Genomic DNA, 18,298 nt, shown 5'->3' on the forward strand with positions numbered 1-18,298 from the left:
ATTTATATTATATATACATCAAAATTTTGTTAATTCTATTTTAATTAAAAGTTATATAAAAGTTTTTTTAATAAAAATTCTAAAAAAATAATATTTCTGTTTGAAACTATTTTTTTAATAATATAAATAGTATTTATAGTTAAAATTTAAATTTAATAAAGCTTTTTTAAAAAATTAGAAGGATTTTAAAAAATAAAATACTAAAAAACAATAATAAAAAATAAAACAATAATTAAAAACTACAAAAAATAGTATAAATGAATAAAAAAATAGAGATAAAAAATCTCTATAAAAAAATTTAGTAACCTAATTTTTTAAGAAGTGGTTCAGAACTTACTTGTTGAGCACCTAAAGTTAATTCTTCAGGAGATAATCCCATAGCTAAACCATAAAGTTGTGCTAAGTGTAAAACAGGTAAATCGTATTCATCACCATATTGTTCTTTAACTTCACCTTGACCTACATCAAATTGTAAGTGGCAGAAAGGACAAACATCTACAATACAATCAGCACCTGCTTTTTTCATACTTTCAAGTTTTTCATGGGTGAAACTAGTACTTACAGATTTATCTCTAGCTCTTAATCCTCCACCTGCACCACAACACATCATTTTGTTGTCATAGTCAATAGATTTAGCACCTGTGATTTCAACTAATTCATCTAAAATAGATGGGTTTTCTGCATCATCAATTTGTTTTTCAGCAGTAGGTCTTAAGAAGTGGCATCCGTAGTGTACAGCAACATTGATATCTAAAGGTTTTTCAAATAATTCAGAGATTTTATCTAAACCAACATCATTATATAATACTTCAGCAAAGTGTCTTACATTAATGGTACCTTTAAATTCATGATCACCAGTTTTTGCTAAGATTTCGTTGATTTCATCTCTTTTTTCACTGTTTTCTTTTAACATTTCATTTGCTTCAAATAAAGAACCGAAACATCCGTTACATTCAGTGACAATGTCGTCTCCCATTTCTTCAGCAAGACAAAGGTTACGTGCTGCAACAGCTGCCCAGGTTTTTTGATCGAAAGAACCAAATACACCAGGAGCAGGACAACAAGAAGCTCCTTCCATATCTTTAAGTTCTACACCTAATTTATCAAATAATAATCTAGTAGCTTTTTCTACACCAGGGTAACGGTTATTTACAATACAACCTAAAAAGTATGCAATTTCCATTAAAATTCCTCCTATAATCCTTCATATCCAATTAATTTATCAAATTCACAGATTTTACAAATATCTTGAACTTCTTTTAAAGCTTCTGGATATTTGTGAGTTGTTGGAGGTACTTCAGGAAGACCAATTTCTTTTCTTAAGTTTTTGAATTTATCATTAATTGGTACTGCATGACCAGTTTCTAATACGAACCTACCAGTAGCTTTGTGTGCATCAGCCATGTAACCAGCATGAGCAGCTTCGTTACGTGCAAATTTAATAACTTCAACAATTTCTACACTTCTAGGACATCTTTCTTGACAAGTGTAACAAGTAGTACACATCCATAAAGCAGGATCAGAAATAACTTCTTCTCTTAATCCTAATAAACATTTTCTAACAACTTGTCTTACTCTGTAAGGAGTCCTTCTACCAGATGGACAACTTCCACCACAAGTACCACATTGGAAACAGTGATCTACTGTTTCAAGACCTGCATCAATAAATCTTTGTTTGAAATCTTCATCGATGTCATCCATTGTATAAATATCATTATCTTTTAATAAAGTCATATTATCTCTCTCATTATCCATTTCGTTTTCATCTTCAGAATTATCTTCAGATTCAACTGAAATTTTAACTTCATCAATTTCTTCTTCAGAAGATTCTTCAGGATTAGAAACTTCAGTTTCTTCAACAGAAACAGTTTTTTCTTCAGATACTTCTTCATTTTCACTTAAACTTTCAGAATTAGAAATTTCATCTTTAACTAATTCTTCAGAAGTATCTTCAGAGTTAATAATTTCTTTTTGGGAAACTTCTGGTTCTTTAATAGAATCATCTAATTTAGTTTCCTCATCAATTGTAGAAGTATTAACTTCTTCAACAGGAGGTTTTACTTCATCATTTGAACTTTTAGTTATTGGTTCAGAAGATTTAATTCCAGAAACACCATTTTCATTAATGGCATTATCAGAAGATGTCTGTTTAGATTTCTCAAATTTAACAGAAGCTTTAACTTTAACTTCTTTAGCCTTTTTATTATCTTCATTTTTTCCAAATAAAGATTTAATAAAAGAAAACACAGACATGAAAAACACACCCTAGGAAAATCACAGGACTAATTTACCTCAAATCCTTAATATAATTTTTAATAGAATAGTATATAAAGATTACTAAAAAATTCAAAACTGTAACCTAAAAGGTGACATCAATATATGAAATTTATGAAATGATATTCAAAAAATTATTAAAAATATATAAAAAAATAATTATTATAATATATTATATATAAAAAATCCAAGATTATTTATTATTAAATATATAAAAAATTTTTTATAGAAAAACATCTATCAAGAGGATACTATGAATAAATTTGAAATTAAATCACATGATGGGCCTGGAAGATTTGGTCGTTTAAATAAAATAAAAACACCCTTATTAATAGATACTAAAGATTTTAAAATAGCAGATAATCAAGGACTTGCATATAATATTGAAAAAGAATTAGCTAAATGGAGTGTTGATGAAACAATTAAAAAATCATCAGATGAAGAAGTATTTAAAAACTCAGATATTGCAGTTATTCAAGGTGGAAAATATATTGATTTACGTATTGATTGTTGCAATAAATTAGAAGAATTAGGATATAATATGTTTTTAATAGCAAATGGAGATGATTTATTACAACATCCAAAAGATTTAGTTGAATTAATTGTTAATCTAAGAGAAAATCTTAATCCAAATAGTTTTTTAATATTCCCATTTTCAGAATGCTCTTTCATACCATTACTTTCATATATGGGGGTTGATGGATTTTTAATAGATTCAAGTAAATATTATAGTTATATGAATGTTCTTATGACTCCTACTAAAAATTATGACTTAAATATTTATAAAATATATGAAAATATGGAAAGAAAAGAAATTGAAGAATATAATAAAAATACATTAGATTTAGTATTAAGAGAAGTAAGATGGCATATGAAAAATAGAAGTTTAAGAAATTTAGTAGAAGAAAGATCAACAACAAGTCCTCAGAATATAGCTGCTCTTAAAATACTTGATAAAGAACATGAAGATTATCTACTAAAAAATACACAATTATTTTAAAAAATAAGATATATATTTTAATAATTTTAAAATTCTATTTAAAGATAAATAATTAAAAATGTCTTAAGCAAAAAAATAATTTTATAAAAAATAAAAATAAGCATATATTTTATAAACAAAACAATTTATTATATATTAATATAAAATAAATTAATGTAATAATTTAAAAAAAGGGGATACTATGAAAATAACCTTTATAAACCCACCACAAACAGCATCAAAATATAAATTTATGGGAGTAATTGCACCCCCATTAGGTATGGCATATATTGCTGCAGTACTTGAGAAAAATAATTATGATGTAAGTATAGTTGATGCATGTGCACTAGATTATACCTTAGAAGACTTATCAGAAAGAATTAAAAAAGAAAATCCAGATATCGTATCAATATCTGCACTTACTCCAACTATTGGTAGTGCATTAGAAAGCGCACAAATAGTTAAAGAAACTATTCCTGATACAATGGTAATTTTAGGTGGATACCATCCAACATTTAACTTTGAAGAAACATTACATGATGAAAATGTAGACCTTGTTATACGTGGTGAAGGTGAATACACCATGTTAGATTTAGTTCAAACCATAGAAAAAGGTGGAGATTTATCAAGAGTTAAAGGAATAGTCTATGAAGAAGAAAATGAGAATGGTGATAAAATAATGATTGTAACTCCAGATAGAGAACCAATCATGGACTTAGATGAACTTCCATTCCCAGCATTACATCTTCTTCCAATGGATCATTATAAATTATTAAATATGGATACTCATATGAGTACAATGATTACAAGTAGAGGTTGTCCAATACAATGTTCATTTTGTTCATCTGCAGCAATGCATGGTCGTAAAATTAGAAGAAGAAGTATTAAAAATATTGTAGATGAAATAGAACATTTAAAATATGATTATGGAATTGAAACAATAGCTTTTATGGATGATACTTTTACAATAAATAAAAAAAGAGTAAAAGAACTCTGTGATGAAATCATAAATAGAAATATTAACATAATGTGGGGTTGTACTGCAAGAGTAGATACATTAAATGAAGAAGTTCTTGAAAAAATGAAACAATCTGGATGTATATGTATATTTATGGGTGTTGAATCAGCAGACCAAAATGTTCTTGATAAAATGGGTAAAAGAACAAATATTCCTAAAATTAAAGAAGCATTTAGAATAGCTCATGAGAAAAAAATTAGAACTATAGCTTCTGTTGCTTTAGGAATGCCTGGAGATACTAAAAAAGCAATGAATAAAACAATTAAATTTGTTCATAGCTTAAAACCAAATTATGCAATATACAGTCTTGCAACACCATACCCTGGAACTAGGTTCTATAAAGAAGCATTTGAGAAAAATTTAATAAAAGTTAAAGATTGGTCAAAATTTACTTTAATTTCACCAATTTTAGAAACTATTGATTGTTCAATTAGTGATTTAAGAAAAATACAAGCCAAAGCATTTATTAAATTTTATTTAAGACCACAATATTTAATTAAAGAATTTTTAATAGATGGTCCAATGGTTTTAAAAACATTTTATGGTGTTATAAAACAAATATTCTCCAAAAACGGAGGAGGAAACACAGATTATAATAAAAGAAATATAAATCAGATAAAATCTTAGTTATAATCTTTAAAAATATTTAATTTATTTATAAATTAATTATAAGATAAAACTTATTTTTAATTTAAAAATAAATTATTTTGAATAATTTAAATTTTAAAATATAAATTTAACAATAAATATTCTTGGAAATCTTAATTGATTTTCAATACTTTTTTTTAAAATTTAGGGGGTAAATAATTATTTAATATTCAATTAAAGCTTAATATTTAAAATAATAATTTTAATTTATAAAAATTAATTAAAAATTTAGACAAAAAATGAATTTTAAATTTATGAATACTTTAAATATATAAAAATTTATTCAATAATAAATATTTAAAAAAAACTTCTTTTAAATGAATAAGATATGAAAATTACTTTTAATAATGATTAAAAGTTTATATCACTTAAAAATAAAATAAATAAGGATTTAAATAATATATCCAATTTATATAATAATTCAAAAAATATAAACTAATTTATAAAAAATAATAAGGATTATAAGAAAAATAATCAATTATAAATATTAAAAATAACAAAGATTTTACTAATATTTAATTTAATATTAATAATAAAGGGCATAATAATATGATTGGAAATTTCAGATATAAAATTGCTAAAGCAATGGGAAAATTTGGTAAAAAAATAGTGGGATTAAATGGAGGCATGGGAAAAAGTTTCCCAGGATGGTTATTTCTAAAAATTGGATCTTATGAAGCTTTAAACAACTTAGCTCAAGAACCAGAATATGGATCAATTATTATTACAGGAACTAATGGAAAAACAACTTCAACAACACTAACAATTAAATTATTATCAGAAGATACAGAAATTTGTTCAAACTTTGAAAGTAACACTATTAATGCTATAGCAACAGGATTACTTAAAACAAATTCAAAATTAGGAGTATTTGAATATGGAATACGAGATTTTGAACATGGAATCCCAGGAGAAGTTCAAAGGCTTGTAGATCCAGTTGGAGTAACTTATACTACAATATCTAGAGAACATACCCAAGTTCTTGGAGTAAAAAATCCTTTTGAAAAATATTTAGCTGCAAAAGCAGAATTAAGTAAAAATATGACTCGAGGAGCTATAATTACAAATGCAGATGATCCAAGAACCACATTTATTGGTAAAAATAAAGAAAAAGATGTCCATGTTAATTATTTTGGATTTGATATAGACAATGTAGAAGATATTTTTGAAGAAAAACCAGTTAAATGTCCAAGATGTGGAAAAAACCTTAAATATTCTAAAAGATTCATGAACCATAGAGGAATTTATGAGTGTGAATGTGGATTTAAAAGACCAGAACCAAATGTTAAATTAATAAATTTCAAATTAAAACCTGAAAGATGGTACATAACAGTTAAAGGAGAAGTATATAATTACACTGTTGGTAAAAATGTTTCATTTAAATTTGATACTAATGTTCCAAATTTTGGTATTCATAATTTATACAATATAATATGTTCTACAACAGTATATGCAACATTTACACCTACTCCTGAAAAAATTGAAAAAACAGCAAAAAAAGTGTTCTCCAGTTTAACAATGGCAATTTTACCACCAGGACGTTTTGAAGTAGTAAAACTTAATGATAATAGACTCGTTGGATTAGGACAAGGAGATAATGGAGATGCACTTAAAGTAAATGTATTATGTATGAAACCATATATACAAGGTCCACTTGAATTTATTTATACTACACCAGATGTAAGTGAAGAAGAAGTATTTGAAGATCATCTTGAAGCAATACGTGCAATTAAACCAGAACATTTAATTGTTATTCCAGGAAGAGAATCAGTAGATATTGCAAAAGAATATTATAATCAAATAAAAGATGAATTTAATGCAGATTTCTATCCATATCCTTATGAAGAAATGAAAAAAAGAATTGATGGAATGTGTAATCTTGTTAAAGAGTCAAAATACAAATATATTTTAATGACAGGATGTGGTGAAGAACAAGCAATGTGGGAAGAAATAAAACAAAAAATTAAAAAAGCAAATAAATAATTTTTTTATTTTATTTCTTTTTTAAAATAAAATTATTTAATTAAAACTAATTTTAAAAAAATATCTTAAAACTAATTTTTTTATTAAAAAAAACCTAAAAAGAAAATTATTTCTAAAAAAGCTTAATAAAACATAAAAACTAATTTTAAATCTAAAAAAATAAATTTTAAATAAAATAAGCTTTAAAAAGTAAAAAAACATTAAATCTATTTCTTAACAATTAACAAAAACAATCCAATAAAAAAAAACATTAAATCTATTTCTTAACAATTAACAAAAAACCTAATAAAAAAAAAGTAAAAAAAAGATTAAAAAAATTAATCTTTAGCATATTTTTCTAATTTATCTGTAAATTTATAAACATATTCTTTTAAAGGACCTAATTTAGAACCTGTTTTATACATTAATACTAAATCTCCTTTTTTTAATCCTTTAACTGCAACTAAAGAACCAATATAAACAAATATTCCTACAATAAAACCAATTATCATACCAATAATATTTTTAGGAATAAACATACATACTAATCCCATAATTAAAGAAGCAAATAATATTTTTAAGAAATCAACAGTTTCAAATTTAACATTAGATACTTTATGAGTATAAATTATACAAACTACCATGATAAATGCAGTACTAATAGATGTAGCTAATGCAGCACCATTAATATTCCACCACAATACCATAAACATACTTAATACGAATTGAATTATTACACCTAATATAAGTGCAATCATTGGAACAAGAGGTTTTCCAAGACCTTGAGTAATACTTGAAGATATAGTATATACTGCAAAACACAACATACCAAGAACTAATATTTGCAATGCAGTTGTACCTAAAGTATATTCTACACCAAATAATAATCCAAGAATAGGTTGTGCAAATACTGCAACACCAACACAAAGGGGTAATACAACTATAATAACATACCTATATGATTGATGAATATATTTTTCAAGTAAAGAATGATCTTTTAATGAAAATGCTTCTGAAGCTGCAGGAAGTGCACTTGTTGCAACAGACATTGAAATAATTAAAGGTAAACGTGCAATAGCACTTGCATTAGTATAATAACCTGCAAAGTTACTTGCTAAATATGCACCAATAAATAATGTACCAACATCATAAAGTAAAACTTCAGCAACACCAGTAATTAATACAGGAATTGAAAATTTAAGAAGCATTATTATAATATCCCATTCCTGAGCTCTTGTAATCTTTTTACGACCAGTTTTAAATTTAGAAGTTACATCTTTTTTAAATAACCAAATAGCAGATAATGATGCAATTAAAAATCCCATAACAGTACCTAAAACTGCACCAGAAACTCTCCATCCAATAACAACTAATAAAACAGCAAAACAAATCATACCTAATTGTTCAAATGCTTTTGTAATAAGTATATTAGTCATTTGATAATAACCTTGGAAAACTCCACGATACAAACCAACAATAACACTAAATGGAGTAATAACAGCAACAAGTTCAAGAGGTAATACTGCTGCAGGTTTATGCCACCAACCTAAAGCAATAGGTTTTGCAATCAAGAACATTATAGTTGCACCAATTATTGCCATAATAATAATCAGCTTAAAAGATGTTCTAATTACTTGTTGTTCCATTTGTTCATTATCTAAAGCCGAATACTCTGCAACATATTTTGCAATTGCTGAAGGAAGACCCCCAGATGCAGTGATGTTTAAGAAATTCTGAAATGGTAGTGTTAAACCAAGTATACCATAATCAGCAGCAGTCATAAGCCACGTCATAAGAAAACGGTATAAAAACCCACCAATACGAAAAATAAATGTACCAAGCAGTAATATAAAACTACCTTTTGCAATTTTCGATTCATTATCAGCCATAAAATCCCTTATATAAATTTTAAAAAAATTAGTATTGAAAAAGTCAATCTAACATAATATAATAATTATATATAAGCATGACTTTTAAATATTTCGATATTTAAAAAGAAAATATAAAGAATAATATTAATAAAAGAAAAATAAGATAAATCTTTTTATAAATTTAAATATTGATATTTCAAATATTAAGAAAATAAGGCAAGTTTAATTAAATATCTAAAATTAAAATAAATCAAATTAATTATAAAAAAGAAAAAAAGAAAATAGAAAACTTAATGATAGTTTTCTGCTTTTTCTTGGAAAAATGCTTTTGGATGAGCACATACTGGACATATTTCAGGAGGTTCTTCACCAATATAAACGTGTCCACAATTAGCACAAATCCAAACAATTTCTTTATCTTTTTTGAAAACAGAACCGTCTTTTACATTTTCAAGTAATTCGTTGTATCTTTCTTCATGATGTTTTTCAATATCTGCAACTTTCTCAAATAAAAATGCAATTTCATCAAAACCTTCTTCTTTAGCTTCTTCAGCGAAAGTTTTATACATTTCAGTCCATTCATAATGTTCTCCAGCTGCAGCAGCTGCAAGGTTTTCTTCAGTAGATTGAATATCTCCACCACTTAATATTTTAAACCATATTTTAGCATGTTCTTTTTCATTATGTGCAGTTTCTTCAAATAATTGAGAAATTTGTACATATCCATCTTTTTTTGCTTTACTTGCAAAATAAGAATATTTATTTCTTGCTTGAGATTCACCTGCAAAAGCAGCTTCTAAATTTTTTTCAGTTTTACTACCTTTTAAATTAGCCATAAAACATACCTCCTATATTGTATTGAATATTATGTAATTTAATATATTAATATTTATCGAAAATGAACTAAGTATAAAAAAATAATATACAAATAATAGGGTTTTAGAGATAATAATATATAAAAATTAAAAAATATAAAGTATTTAATTGAAAAAAATCAAGGAGTTATATAAATGGAAAATAAAGAAAAAATTAAAGAATATTCAAATGAAGAAATAACCATAGTTTGGAAACCTCAAAAATGTCAACATTTAGGTGAATGTTGGAGAAATTTACCTGAAGTATTTAAACCTGCAGAAAGACCATGGGTAAAAATAGAGAATGGAACAACAGAAGAAATTAAAAAAACAATAGATAAATGTAAATCTGGAGCATTAAGTTATTATAAAAATAAATAAAAGTTAATAAAATTATTTAGAAGATTTTAATAAAACTTTATTTATTTGATCATAAGCAAGAAATACTGTATAAATTAATTGAGCAATATAATAAATAGCAATAATCCATTTACCATATGAAATTTTAAATAATAAAAGTACAAGTATTACAAATATTATAAAAATAGAAATACCTTGAATTTTTTTACCAAGATAAACAAGTCCAATACCAGGTAAACAAATACTAATTAATTCAGCATTCTTACGATAAATATTTGGATTTTTCGCTATTTTCTTTTCTTTATCATTTAAAACTGTATAATCAATATTTAAATCTTCATATGATTTAAATTCATATTTATTTTTATATTCATCTTTATTTTTAGTGTTTTTAGAACTAATATTAAACACCTTTATAATTTAAATTAAAAGAATTATTTAAAAATAATCAATAATTCACAATAATATATAGTTTAAGTATACTTAAATTTTTTTAAAAAAAATTATTTATATAAAAGTTTTATAAAAATTTTATATTTTCTTAAAAATTAACAATAATCAATAGTTTAATATGTTTAAAAAAACTACTTATTTAAAAACTTAAAATAAAAAATTTTGTTGAAATCCTTCTGATTTTTAGAATAATACTCTTAAATTTAATTTTCAATATTAATATTGTTAAGTTATTATAAAAAATAGAATTTCAACAGACAATAAATAAATTTAAACATTTTCAAGAAAATTTAATATTCAAAATAAGAATTTTAATTTAAAAAATTAATTTAATAAATTTAAATTATTTTTGTTTTAGAAAAAAATCAAAAGATTTATAACTTATAAAAATCAATTATTATACGATGTGCATAAATCTACACATCTTGAATATCTCAACCATTTTATAATCTATACTAAAATTTAGAGAATTCATATAAAATAAAAGAGTAATATGAATATTAAGAATTAAAATCATAAAATTACTTACCACTAAATAAAATATTATCTGTAAAAAATTCTTAATACTCTACACAATATATACTCTTTTTATTTTATAAAAACAATGTAAAAAAGATAAAAAATTATTTATCAGATACTATTTTTAGAATTAATTTATAATTTATAAAATTAAAATTAATAAAAATTAATAAAAAATTTAGTTTTAAGAGAAAATCAATAAATAAAATTTATAAAGTAAAAAAATAATAATAGATAATAGGGAAGTATATTTTTATAAAAAAATATAATAAATCTCCATATTTAAACAGATTTAGAAACATAGGGCATAACTATAAATTATTAACCAATATAAAATTGGTTAGGATTAGAAACTAACGAAGTTGTGTCCTCACCCTAATTTAATAATAAAATCTACTTTTTTTAATAAATTAAAATTATTTAAATGATTTATCCAGTAAAAAATTAATAAAAATAAAAATTATTAGAAATTAAATATTAATTCAACATTATTAACTTTTTAAATACCTGTAAAAATCATATAAAACTAAAAAAAATTAAAAACATGATTTAAAAATCGTCAAAATAAAAAAAATAAAAATTCTAAATACAATAATTTTAAAAAAATAATTAATTTATAAGAAAATTAACAATTATCTAATATACTTTTATCAGCACCTGCAACATAAACAAGATATTCTGCTTCTACTATATGTAATTTAGAAGGAATAACAATACAATGTAAAGGACTTCCAAAATCATAATTAATTAATTCACTTATTTTACCTGCTTTTATAATACCTTCTTTAGAACCAACACGTGCAATACCAATTGCTAAAGTATCTTCATCAATTACTCGTTCTTCTTCTGGAAGAGTATCCTTAACTTTTAATAAATATTCAAGACCTTGATTAATAGTCATATACCTATCTTTATGAGCTTGAATATCAAGTAAAACTAAGGTATGCATATCCATATCTAAATTTTCTTTAATTGCTATATATGGAGATTTTGGAAAGAAATTATGATCTGGAAAAGGAATAGTAGTAACTTTACCAAATTTATATGCTTGAAGACCACTAATAGCTGGAGCAGAAGATATAATAGAAGAACCATGAATTACTTGATAATCAATTCCTTTTTTACTACATTGAACTAAAAAATCAGAATGAGTAGTTGCAATTAAAGGATCACCACCAGTAATAAGAGCAACTTTTTTATTTTTAGCCTCTTCAATAAATGGACTATCTTCTTCAACTTCATTACGAACTAAAACATTAATTTTTTTACCAATAATATCTTCAATAGCTTTTAAATTAGATCCCATTAATCTTGAAGTAAAAAATTCAGCATAAACAATATCTACTTCTTTTAAAACATTAATAGCTTTAAGTGACATATCAGTAACATCAAATAATCCTAAACCAATTAAATAAAACATTTTTTTAAACCTTTTATAATTAAATTTATATTAAAACAATAATTTACAATGAAAATAGAATATTTACTAAAATATATTAAATATTCCAAGAAAATAAAATAACTTTTTACTAATATTAATTTATTAGTTAAAATAAATATTCCAAGAATATAAAATAACTTTTTACTAATATTAATTTATTAGTTAAAATAAATATATTTTATATATAATAAATAATGGATTTATTGAAATTCCTAAATTTTATAAAATAATTTAATATTTTGAAAATAAATTTTAATGAATAACAATAATTTAAAATTTTAAAAATATTACTAAAAAAAAGCAATTAATTTTTATATAATTTAATTGAAATATCAAGTAATAAACTTAAAAATAAAATAATTCAATTAAATATTTTTATTAACAAATCAATTTAATTAATGATATTATGCAATCTTTGAAAATAAGTTTACCTGCTGTAGATGAAGTACGTAAAATTCTAATGGATATGGAAATTATGGATATGGACCATAGAATTAAACCAGAAAAAAAATATGGTTACATTGGAATTACATCACCAGTTAATGATGAAGAAATACAGATGATGAAAGAAAAAGCAGGAAAAGTAAAAAAAGTCCAAGAATTACTTAATGGAGAACCTTTAGAAATAGAGGTTGTTGATAAAGAATTAGAATTAATTCCAAGATATCCCCATAGCATTAGAGAAATGCTAAAGGATAAACTTAGTGACCAGGAAATTACTGATCTTAGAAACTCTTATGATATAATTGGTAAAATAGTAATTGTTGAAATTCCAGAAGATTTAAGAAAATATAAAAAGCTAATTGGAGAAACAACCCTTAAATTTACTAAAAGAAATTCAGTTTATATGAAAAATAGTCCTATAAAAGGAGTCACAAGAGTTAGAGATATTGAATTTTTATGTGGAGTAAATAATCCAGTTACAATCCATAAAGAGCAAAAAATACGTTTAAAATTAGATGTAAGTAAAGTTTATTTTTCACCAAGACTTACTAATGAAAGAAAAAGAATCCGTGATATAAGTCATGATGGTGAAAAAATATTAGATATGTTCTGTGGAGTCGGACCATTCCCAATAGTAATTGCATCAAGAAAAGATGTTGATATAACTGCAGTAGATATAAATGATGTTGCAATCAAATATCTTAAAGAAAATATAAAGATGAATAAATTAAAAGGTAGAATCACCCCAATTTGTGGAGATATTAAAGAGGTTATTAAAAATAAATTAAAAAATCAAAAATTTGATAGGATTCTTATGAATTTACCTGGAACTGCTTATGATTTTCTTGATTATGCATTTGAACTTATTGAAAACAATGGTATAATACATTATTATGAATTTGCACCTAACTGTGAAGAAGGTAGAAAAAAACTAGAAAAAAAAGCAAAAGAACATAATATGAAAGTAAAAATTGAAAAATGCCATAAAGTACGTTCTACAAGTCCAGGAATGTGGCAAATGGCTTTTGATTGTAGAGTAAAATACTAAAAAAATAAAGATAGAAAATATCTTTATTAAATATATATTTTAAAAAAATAGATTTTATTGAAATCCAATTTTTATAAGAATAATTAATATTTAAAAATCAGTATTAAGAAAGTTTATTTATAAAAATTTTGAGAATTTCAAGAAAGCAAAAAAAAATAATAAATTTTTAAAAAATTAATTAAAACCTGTTACTATTTCTTATTTTAATACTTAAAATCATAATGGATCAATAATTCCTTTTTCTGTAATTATTCCAGTAATTAAATCATTAGGAACAATATCAAATGCAGGATTAATTACTTCAGTACCTTTAGGACAGATTCTACATTTTCCATAATGAGTTACTTCATCAGCAGATCTTTCTTCAATTTTAGTATCATAAATTGAAATTTCATTATCAAAGGTAGAGTAAGGCGCAGCAACATAAAATGGAATATTAAATCGTTTAGCTGCAAGAGCAACCATAAAGGAACCTATTTTATTAACAACTCCTCCTTTTGCTATTCTATCAGCACCAATTACAACTTTATCAATCATACCTTGACTCATAAGATAACCACTTGCAACATCACAAATAAGTTTTACAGGTATGTTTTCCTGTTGCATTTCCCAGACACTTAAGCTAGCACCTTGACCACGAGGACGAGTTTCATCACAAATAACATTAATATTTTTATTTTGTTCATTTGCCGCCCTTATAACTCCTAAAGCAGTACCATAATCAACACATGCTAATGCTCCAGCATTACAATGAGTAAGTATAGTATCTCCATCATCAATGATTTCTGCACCATATTTACCAATTAAACGATTAATTTTCATATCTTCATTATACATTTTAATAGCTTCATCCAAAGGATTTTTACTATTTAAAACCCTATCTACTGCCCAAAAAAGATTTTTTGCTGTTGGTCTTGCATCTTTAATTTCTTTTGCAGCTTTATTTAAATCAACATCATTAATATATGCAAGAACCATAGCAAATGCTGCAGATACACCAATAGCAGGAGCGCCTCTTACAGTCATGTTTTTAATTGCCTTAATAACATCTTTATAGTTATCACAGTAAACATATGTTAATTCATCAGGTAATTTTCTTTGATCAATAAGTTTAAGTTTATTATTTTCCCATTCTAAAGTTTTCATAAATATTTATTAAATTTAAAAATTAAAAAAAGTTTTGATAAAATTTAAAAAAAGTATTTAATTATAATTAAATTAAAAAAACACATAATAAAAAATGATAATTTTAAATTCAAAAAATAGTTAATATTTAAATTATTTTAAAATTTAACTTTAAAAATTAATACAATAAACTAAAAAAAAAGATTTTTATTAAAATCATTTAAAAATAAGGTATAAATTACCTCATTAAAAATAAATTAATTTTAAAAAATTAAAAAATCAATAGATTTAAATTTTAAAAAATTAAATTAGAAATGACTTTGTGGTGTTTGACTACCACCTAAATGATGATCATGAGATTTTTTACCTGGAATACCATAAGCATCCGCCCTACATTGAGTACATGCTCTAAATACAGGTATTATCTCCTCAACTTCTTCTCTTACTCCTTCAATCATCATACAGTCAGGACGTTGATAATCTTTCATTTTATTTAATGGAATAAGTGGAAGTACATTCATCAATGAAGCGCCTCTTTTTGAAACTTCTTTTGCAATTTCAACAATATGTTTATCATTTAATCCAGGAATTAATACAGAATTAACTTTTACAATAATTCCTAATTTATCTAATGCCTCAATACCTTCAAGTTGATTTTTTATTAAAATTTTTGCTCCTTCAACACCTTTATATACTTTATGATGATAATGAACAAAACCAACAATATCTTTAAGTATTTCAGGATCAACTGCATTAACTGTTACAGTTACACTGTTTACTCCACAATCTGCAATTTCTTGTGCTTTCTCTGGAAGTAAAAGACCATTAGTACTCATACATTTAATTAACTCAGGGTGAGTTTCATTTAATTTATTAAAAAATTCAAATGTTTCTTCATTATCTAATGAATCACCAGGTCCAGCTACACCTACAACTGCAATAGGTTCTTCATCTAAAATTTTATCAACATGTTCAATTGCTTCATTAGCATTTAATACACATCCTGCAACACCAGGTCTATCTTCATCAGGATTATGTAATGACCTTTCACAAAAATTACATCCAATATTACATTTAGGAGCAATAGGTACATGTGCCCTACCTACTTTATCATGTAATTTCTCATTAAAACATGGATGAGCTTTAGTAAGATGTGCAAATTTAGTTGCTCTGTGTTCTCCTTGACCTAATTTAGATAAAGGTCCTGTTTGATCTTGCTTATTATTAATATTACTCATATTATCTGCCTCAGAAATATTAATATTAAATAAATAAAAACTTATTCGAAAATATACGAATTAATTAAAATTATATTATAAAATCATGTTTATAAATTTTACTATAATTTTATAATATATCTTTTTTTGAAAATATAAAATTAAAATAAAAAATATCTATAAAAAATTAGTAAAATAACCAAAATATTTAAACGAAAAATAAAGAGATAATGAGAATTAAGATTAAATAATTTTTAAAAATATAAAAAATACTTAAAAATTAACTTAATTCTTTAATATATTCTTCAGCTTTTTCAACATATTTATCCATAATTAACTCATCAGTTGCAACAACTGCAACAATATCATTAATTGACATATCTTTAATTATTTTAAAACCTTCTGGGACAATCCTATAAATCCCATCATATATTCTTTTTTGAAGATTAATAAATGGATTATCAACAATGAAATCATTTGCTCTAGATTCATCACCATCTAAAATAATTGTATATCTATCTGGTTGATGAACATTTTCTCTATCATATTCTCTCCATAAAACTTTAAGAATATTTGGAAGATAATTTTCATCATCAATTAATACTCTAGTTTGATTATCTGATTCAGAATATTTTGCTTTAGCAACATCCTTAAGATATTTAGTAGATGCAGTCTTTTTCATTTTAATAGCAATAATAAAAACTGCATCATCAGGATTTACAAATGCCCTTAAATCCAAAACAGAAGGCCCTAACTGAAGATCTTGAAATATTTGTTTAATAATCATATCATAAACTTCAGCACCATTTTCATCATATGATTCAACTAACATAAAAATCACTATAATTATTCATTATTCCTATTTCCTAAACCAGATACAAGTAATGCTGCACCAACAGCACCAATATGTTGTGAATATTCAGGTACAATAATATCAATTCCACCTAAAATATCACTTACAGCTTCAACAAGACCAGAAATTAAAGAAGTACCACCTACTTGGATTAAAGGTTCCCTAATATCAATTTCTTGAAGTTGTTGCTCATAGACTTGTTGAGCTACTGAGTGACATGCTGCATCTGCAACATCTTCTTTAGATCCACCTGCTGCTAAGGTAGTTACTAAATCTTGAATACCAAATACAATACAGTAACTGTTTAATGTAGCATTTCTATAATTACCTTTAACAGCTAAAGGACCAAGTTCTGTAATATCTACATCTAAACGACGAGAAGTTAAATCTAAAAATCTTCCAGAAGCACCTGCACAAATACCACCCATAGTAAAGTTATCTGGAATACCATTGTTTACAGTAATTACTTTATTATCCATACCACCAATATCTAAAACAGTAGCTTCACCTCTTTGTTTATCTGCAAGATAAACTGCACCTTTAGCATTTACAGAAATTTCTTCTTGAATAAGTTCTGCATTTAATTGTTTACCTATAGTTAAACGACCATATCCAGTAGTTCCAATACCATCAAGATCATTCCAACCATATCCAGTTTCACCAAATGCATCACTTGCAGCTTTATTAACAGATTCCATAATATCTTTAGTTGCAGTCCAACCAGTACCAATTACTTTATTTTTTTCCATTAAAACAACTTTAGTAGTAGTTGAACCAGAATCAATACCCATAGTTAATCCTTCTTGTTTTTCACGAGCAAGAATACTTCTTCTAGCAACAGTAGTTACTAAAGCTTCCATACGAATAAATAATTCATCTGCTTTAGTTTTTTCTGTGAAAGAATAAGTAACTACAGGTATATGGGAGTTTTGTTGTATAAATCTTCTAACTTCATTTCTTATTAATGCACCTTCAGCACATCTGAAACAAGTACATACAAATACTGCATCAGCTTTTGTACGTCCTTCAACAATACTCATAGCACGTGCAATCATCAATTTTAAGTTTGGACTTTGAGCTGAAAAACCAAACTTAACATAAGATTCTTCAATATAATCTAAATCAATATCAGGAAGTATGATTTCAGCACCAAATGTTAAAGCAGCTTTTTCAACTTCTTTAAGAATACCACTGTATTCTACACCACATCCAACTAATGCTATCTTTACCAT

Annotated in this window: 15 protein-coding genes; 5 read left to right on the forward strand and 10 right to left on the reverse strand. The window is 24.7% G+C overall.

The window, feature by feature from the left end; translation table 11 throughout:
- Window positions 1-298: 298 nt before the first annotated feature.
- Window positions 299-1,183, reverse strand: a complete 885-nt coding sequence (gene hdrB / locus T523_RS06190; RefSeq protein ID WP_042708055.1) for a CoB--CoM heterodisulfide reductase subunit B — start codon at window positions 1,181-1,183, stop codon at window positions 299-301.
- An 11-nt stretch (window positions 1,184-1,194) separates the two neighbouring features.
- A complete protein-coding gene (hdrC, locus tag T523_RS06195) occupies window positions 1,195-2,253 on the reverse strand; it encodes a CoB--CoM heterodisulfide reductase subunit C (RefSeq protein ID WP_042708056.1) in 1,059 nt (352 codons plus the stop codon).
- A gap of 274 nt (window positions 2,254-2,527) precedes the next feature.
- Here hdrC and T523_RS06200 point away from each other — a divergent pair, with 274 nt between their 5' ends.
- The 3 genes from T523_RS06200 to T523_RS06210 all read left to right on the forward strand — a co-directional run bounded on the left by T523_RS06200 (window position 2,528) and on the right by T523_RS06210 (window position 6,902).
- The gene (locus T523_RS06200; protein WP_042708057.1) at window positions 2,528-3,274 is read left to right on the forward strand and encodes an archaeosine tRNA-ribosyltransferase; all 747 of its coding nucleotides are present in this window, start codon (window positions 2,528-2,530) and stop codon (window positions 3,272-3,274) included.
- A gap of 181 nt (window positions 3,275-3,455) precedes the next feature.
- Entirely contained in the window at window positions 3,456-4,898 is a 1,443-nt protein-coding gene (locus tag T523_RS06205) for a B12-binding domain-containing radical SAM protein (RefSeq protein ID WP_042708058.1), read from the forward strand.
- 570 nt (window positions 4,899-5,468) lie between these two features.
- Window positions 5,469-6,902 (forward strand): Mur ligase family protein, encoded by a 1,434-nt coding sequence (locus tag T523_RS06210; protein WP_042708059.1) that lies wholly within the window; start codon window positions 5,469-5,471, stop codon window positions 6,900-6,902.
- Window positions 6,903-7,219: 317 nt separating this feature from the next.
- Here the strand turns inward: T523_RS06210 and T523_RS06215 are convergent, their stop codons facing one another.
- Together T523_RS06215 and rbr are read right to left on the reverse strand one after the other, a co-directional pair.
- Window positions 7,220-8,770: a flippase gene (locus tag T523_RS06215; protein ID WP_042708060.1), complete on the reverse strand. Its 1,551-nt coding sequence runs from the start codon at window positions 8,768-8,770 to the stop codon at window positions 7,220-7,222.
- A 272-nt stretch (window positions 8,771-9,042) separates the two neighbouring features.
- The gene (rbr, locus tag T523_RS06220; protein ID WP_042708061.1) at window positions 9,043-9,588 is read right to left on the reverse strand and encodes a rubrerythrin; all 546 of its coding nucleotides are present in this window, start codon (window positions 9,586-9,588) and stop codon (window positions 9,043-9,045) included.
- A gap of 174 nt (window positions 9,589-9,762) precedes the next feature.
- Here rbr and T523_RS06225 point away from each other — a divergent pair, with 174 nt between their 5' ends.
- Window positions 9,763-9,987, forward strand: coding sequence for a (4Fe-4S)-binding protein (locus T523_RS06225; protein WP_042708062.1), 225 nt, complete (start codon window positions 9,763-9,765; stop codon window positions 9,985-9,987).
- Window positions 9,988-9,999: 12 nt separating this feature from the next.
- On the opposite strand, the gene T523_RS06230 is transcribed toward T523_RS06225, so the two are convergent.
- Window positions 10,000-10,377, reverse strand: coding sequence for a hypothetical protein (locus T523_RS06230; protein WP_042708063.1), 378 nt, complete (start codon window positions 10,375-10,377; stop codon window positions 10,000-10,002).
- A 1,186-nt stretch (window positions 10,378-11,563) separates the two neighbouring features.
- The gene (gene dph5 / locus T523_RS06235; protein ID WP_042708064.1) at window positions 11,564-12,358 is read right to left on the reverse strand and encodes a diphthine synthase; all 795 of its coding nucleotides are present in this window, start codon (window positions 12,356-12,358) and stop codon (window positions 11,564-11,566) included.
- A 427-nt stretch (window positions 12,359-12,785) separates the two neighbouring features.
- Between dph5 and T523_RS06240 the strand changes: the two genes are divergently transcribed.
- On the forward strand, window positions 12,786-13,871 hold the full coding sequence (locus T523_RS06240) for a class I SAM-dependent methyltransferase (protein ID WP_042708065.1): 1,086 nt from the start codon (window positions 12,786-12,788) through the stop codon (window positions 13,869-13,871).
- Window positions 13,872-14,087: 216 nt separating this feature from the next.
- Here T523_RS06240 and mtnA read toward each other — a convergent pair whose 3' ends face one another.
- The 4 genes from mtnA to T523_RS06260 all read right to left on the reverse strand — a co-directional run bounded on the left by mtnA (window position 14,088) and on the right by T523_RS06260 (window position 18,298).
- Complete coding sequence (gene mtnA / locus T523_RS06245) at window positions 14,088-15,017, reverse strand: S-methyl-5-thioribose-1-phosphate isomerase (RefSeq protein ID WP_042708066.1); 930 nt, start codon at window positions 15,015-15,017, stop codon at window positions 14,088-14,090.
- Between the two features lie 287 nt (window positions 15,018-15,304).
- Entirely contained in the window at window positions 15,305-16,234 is a 930-nt protein-coding gene (locus T523_RS06250) for a radical SAM protein (RefSeq protein WP_042708067.1), read from the reverse strand.
- A gap of 259 nt (window positions 16,235-16,493) precedes the next feature.
- A complete protein-coding gene (locus T523_RS06255) occupies window positions 16,494-17,045 on the reverse strand; it encodes a methanogenesis marker 17 protein (protein WP_042708068.1) in 552 nt (183 codons plus the stop codon).
- A 14-nt stretch (window positions 17,046-17,059) separates the two neighbouring features.
- A complete protein-coding gene (locus T523_RS06260; protein ID WP_042708069.1) occupies window positions 17,060-18,298 on the reverse strand; it encodes a methanogenesis marker 15 protein in 1,239 nt (412 codons plus the stop codon).

It is taken from the genome of Methanobrevibacter wolinii SH (assembly GCF_000621965.1).
Classification (GTDB): domain Archaea; phylum Methanobacteriota; class Methanobacteria; order Methanobacteriales; family Methanobacteriaceae; genus Methanarmilla; species Methanarmilla wolinii.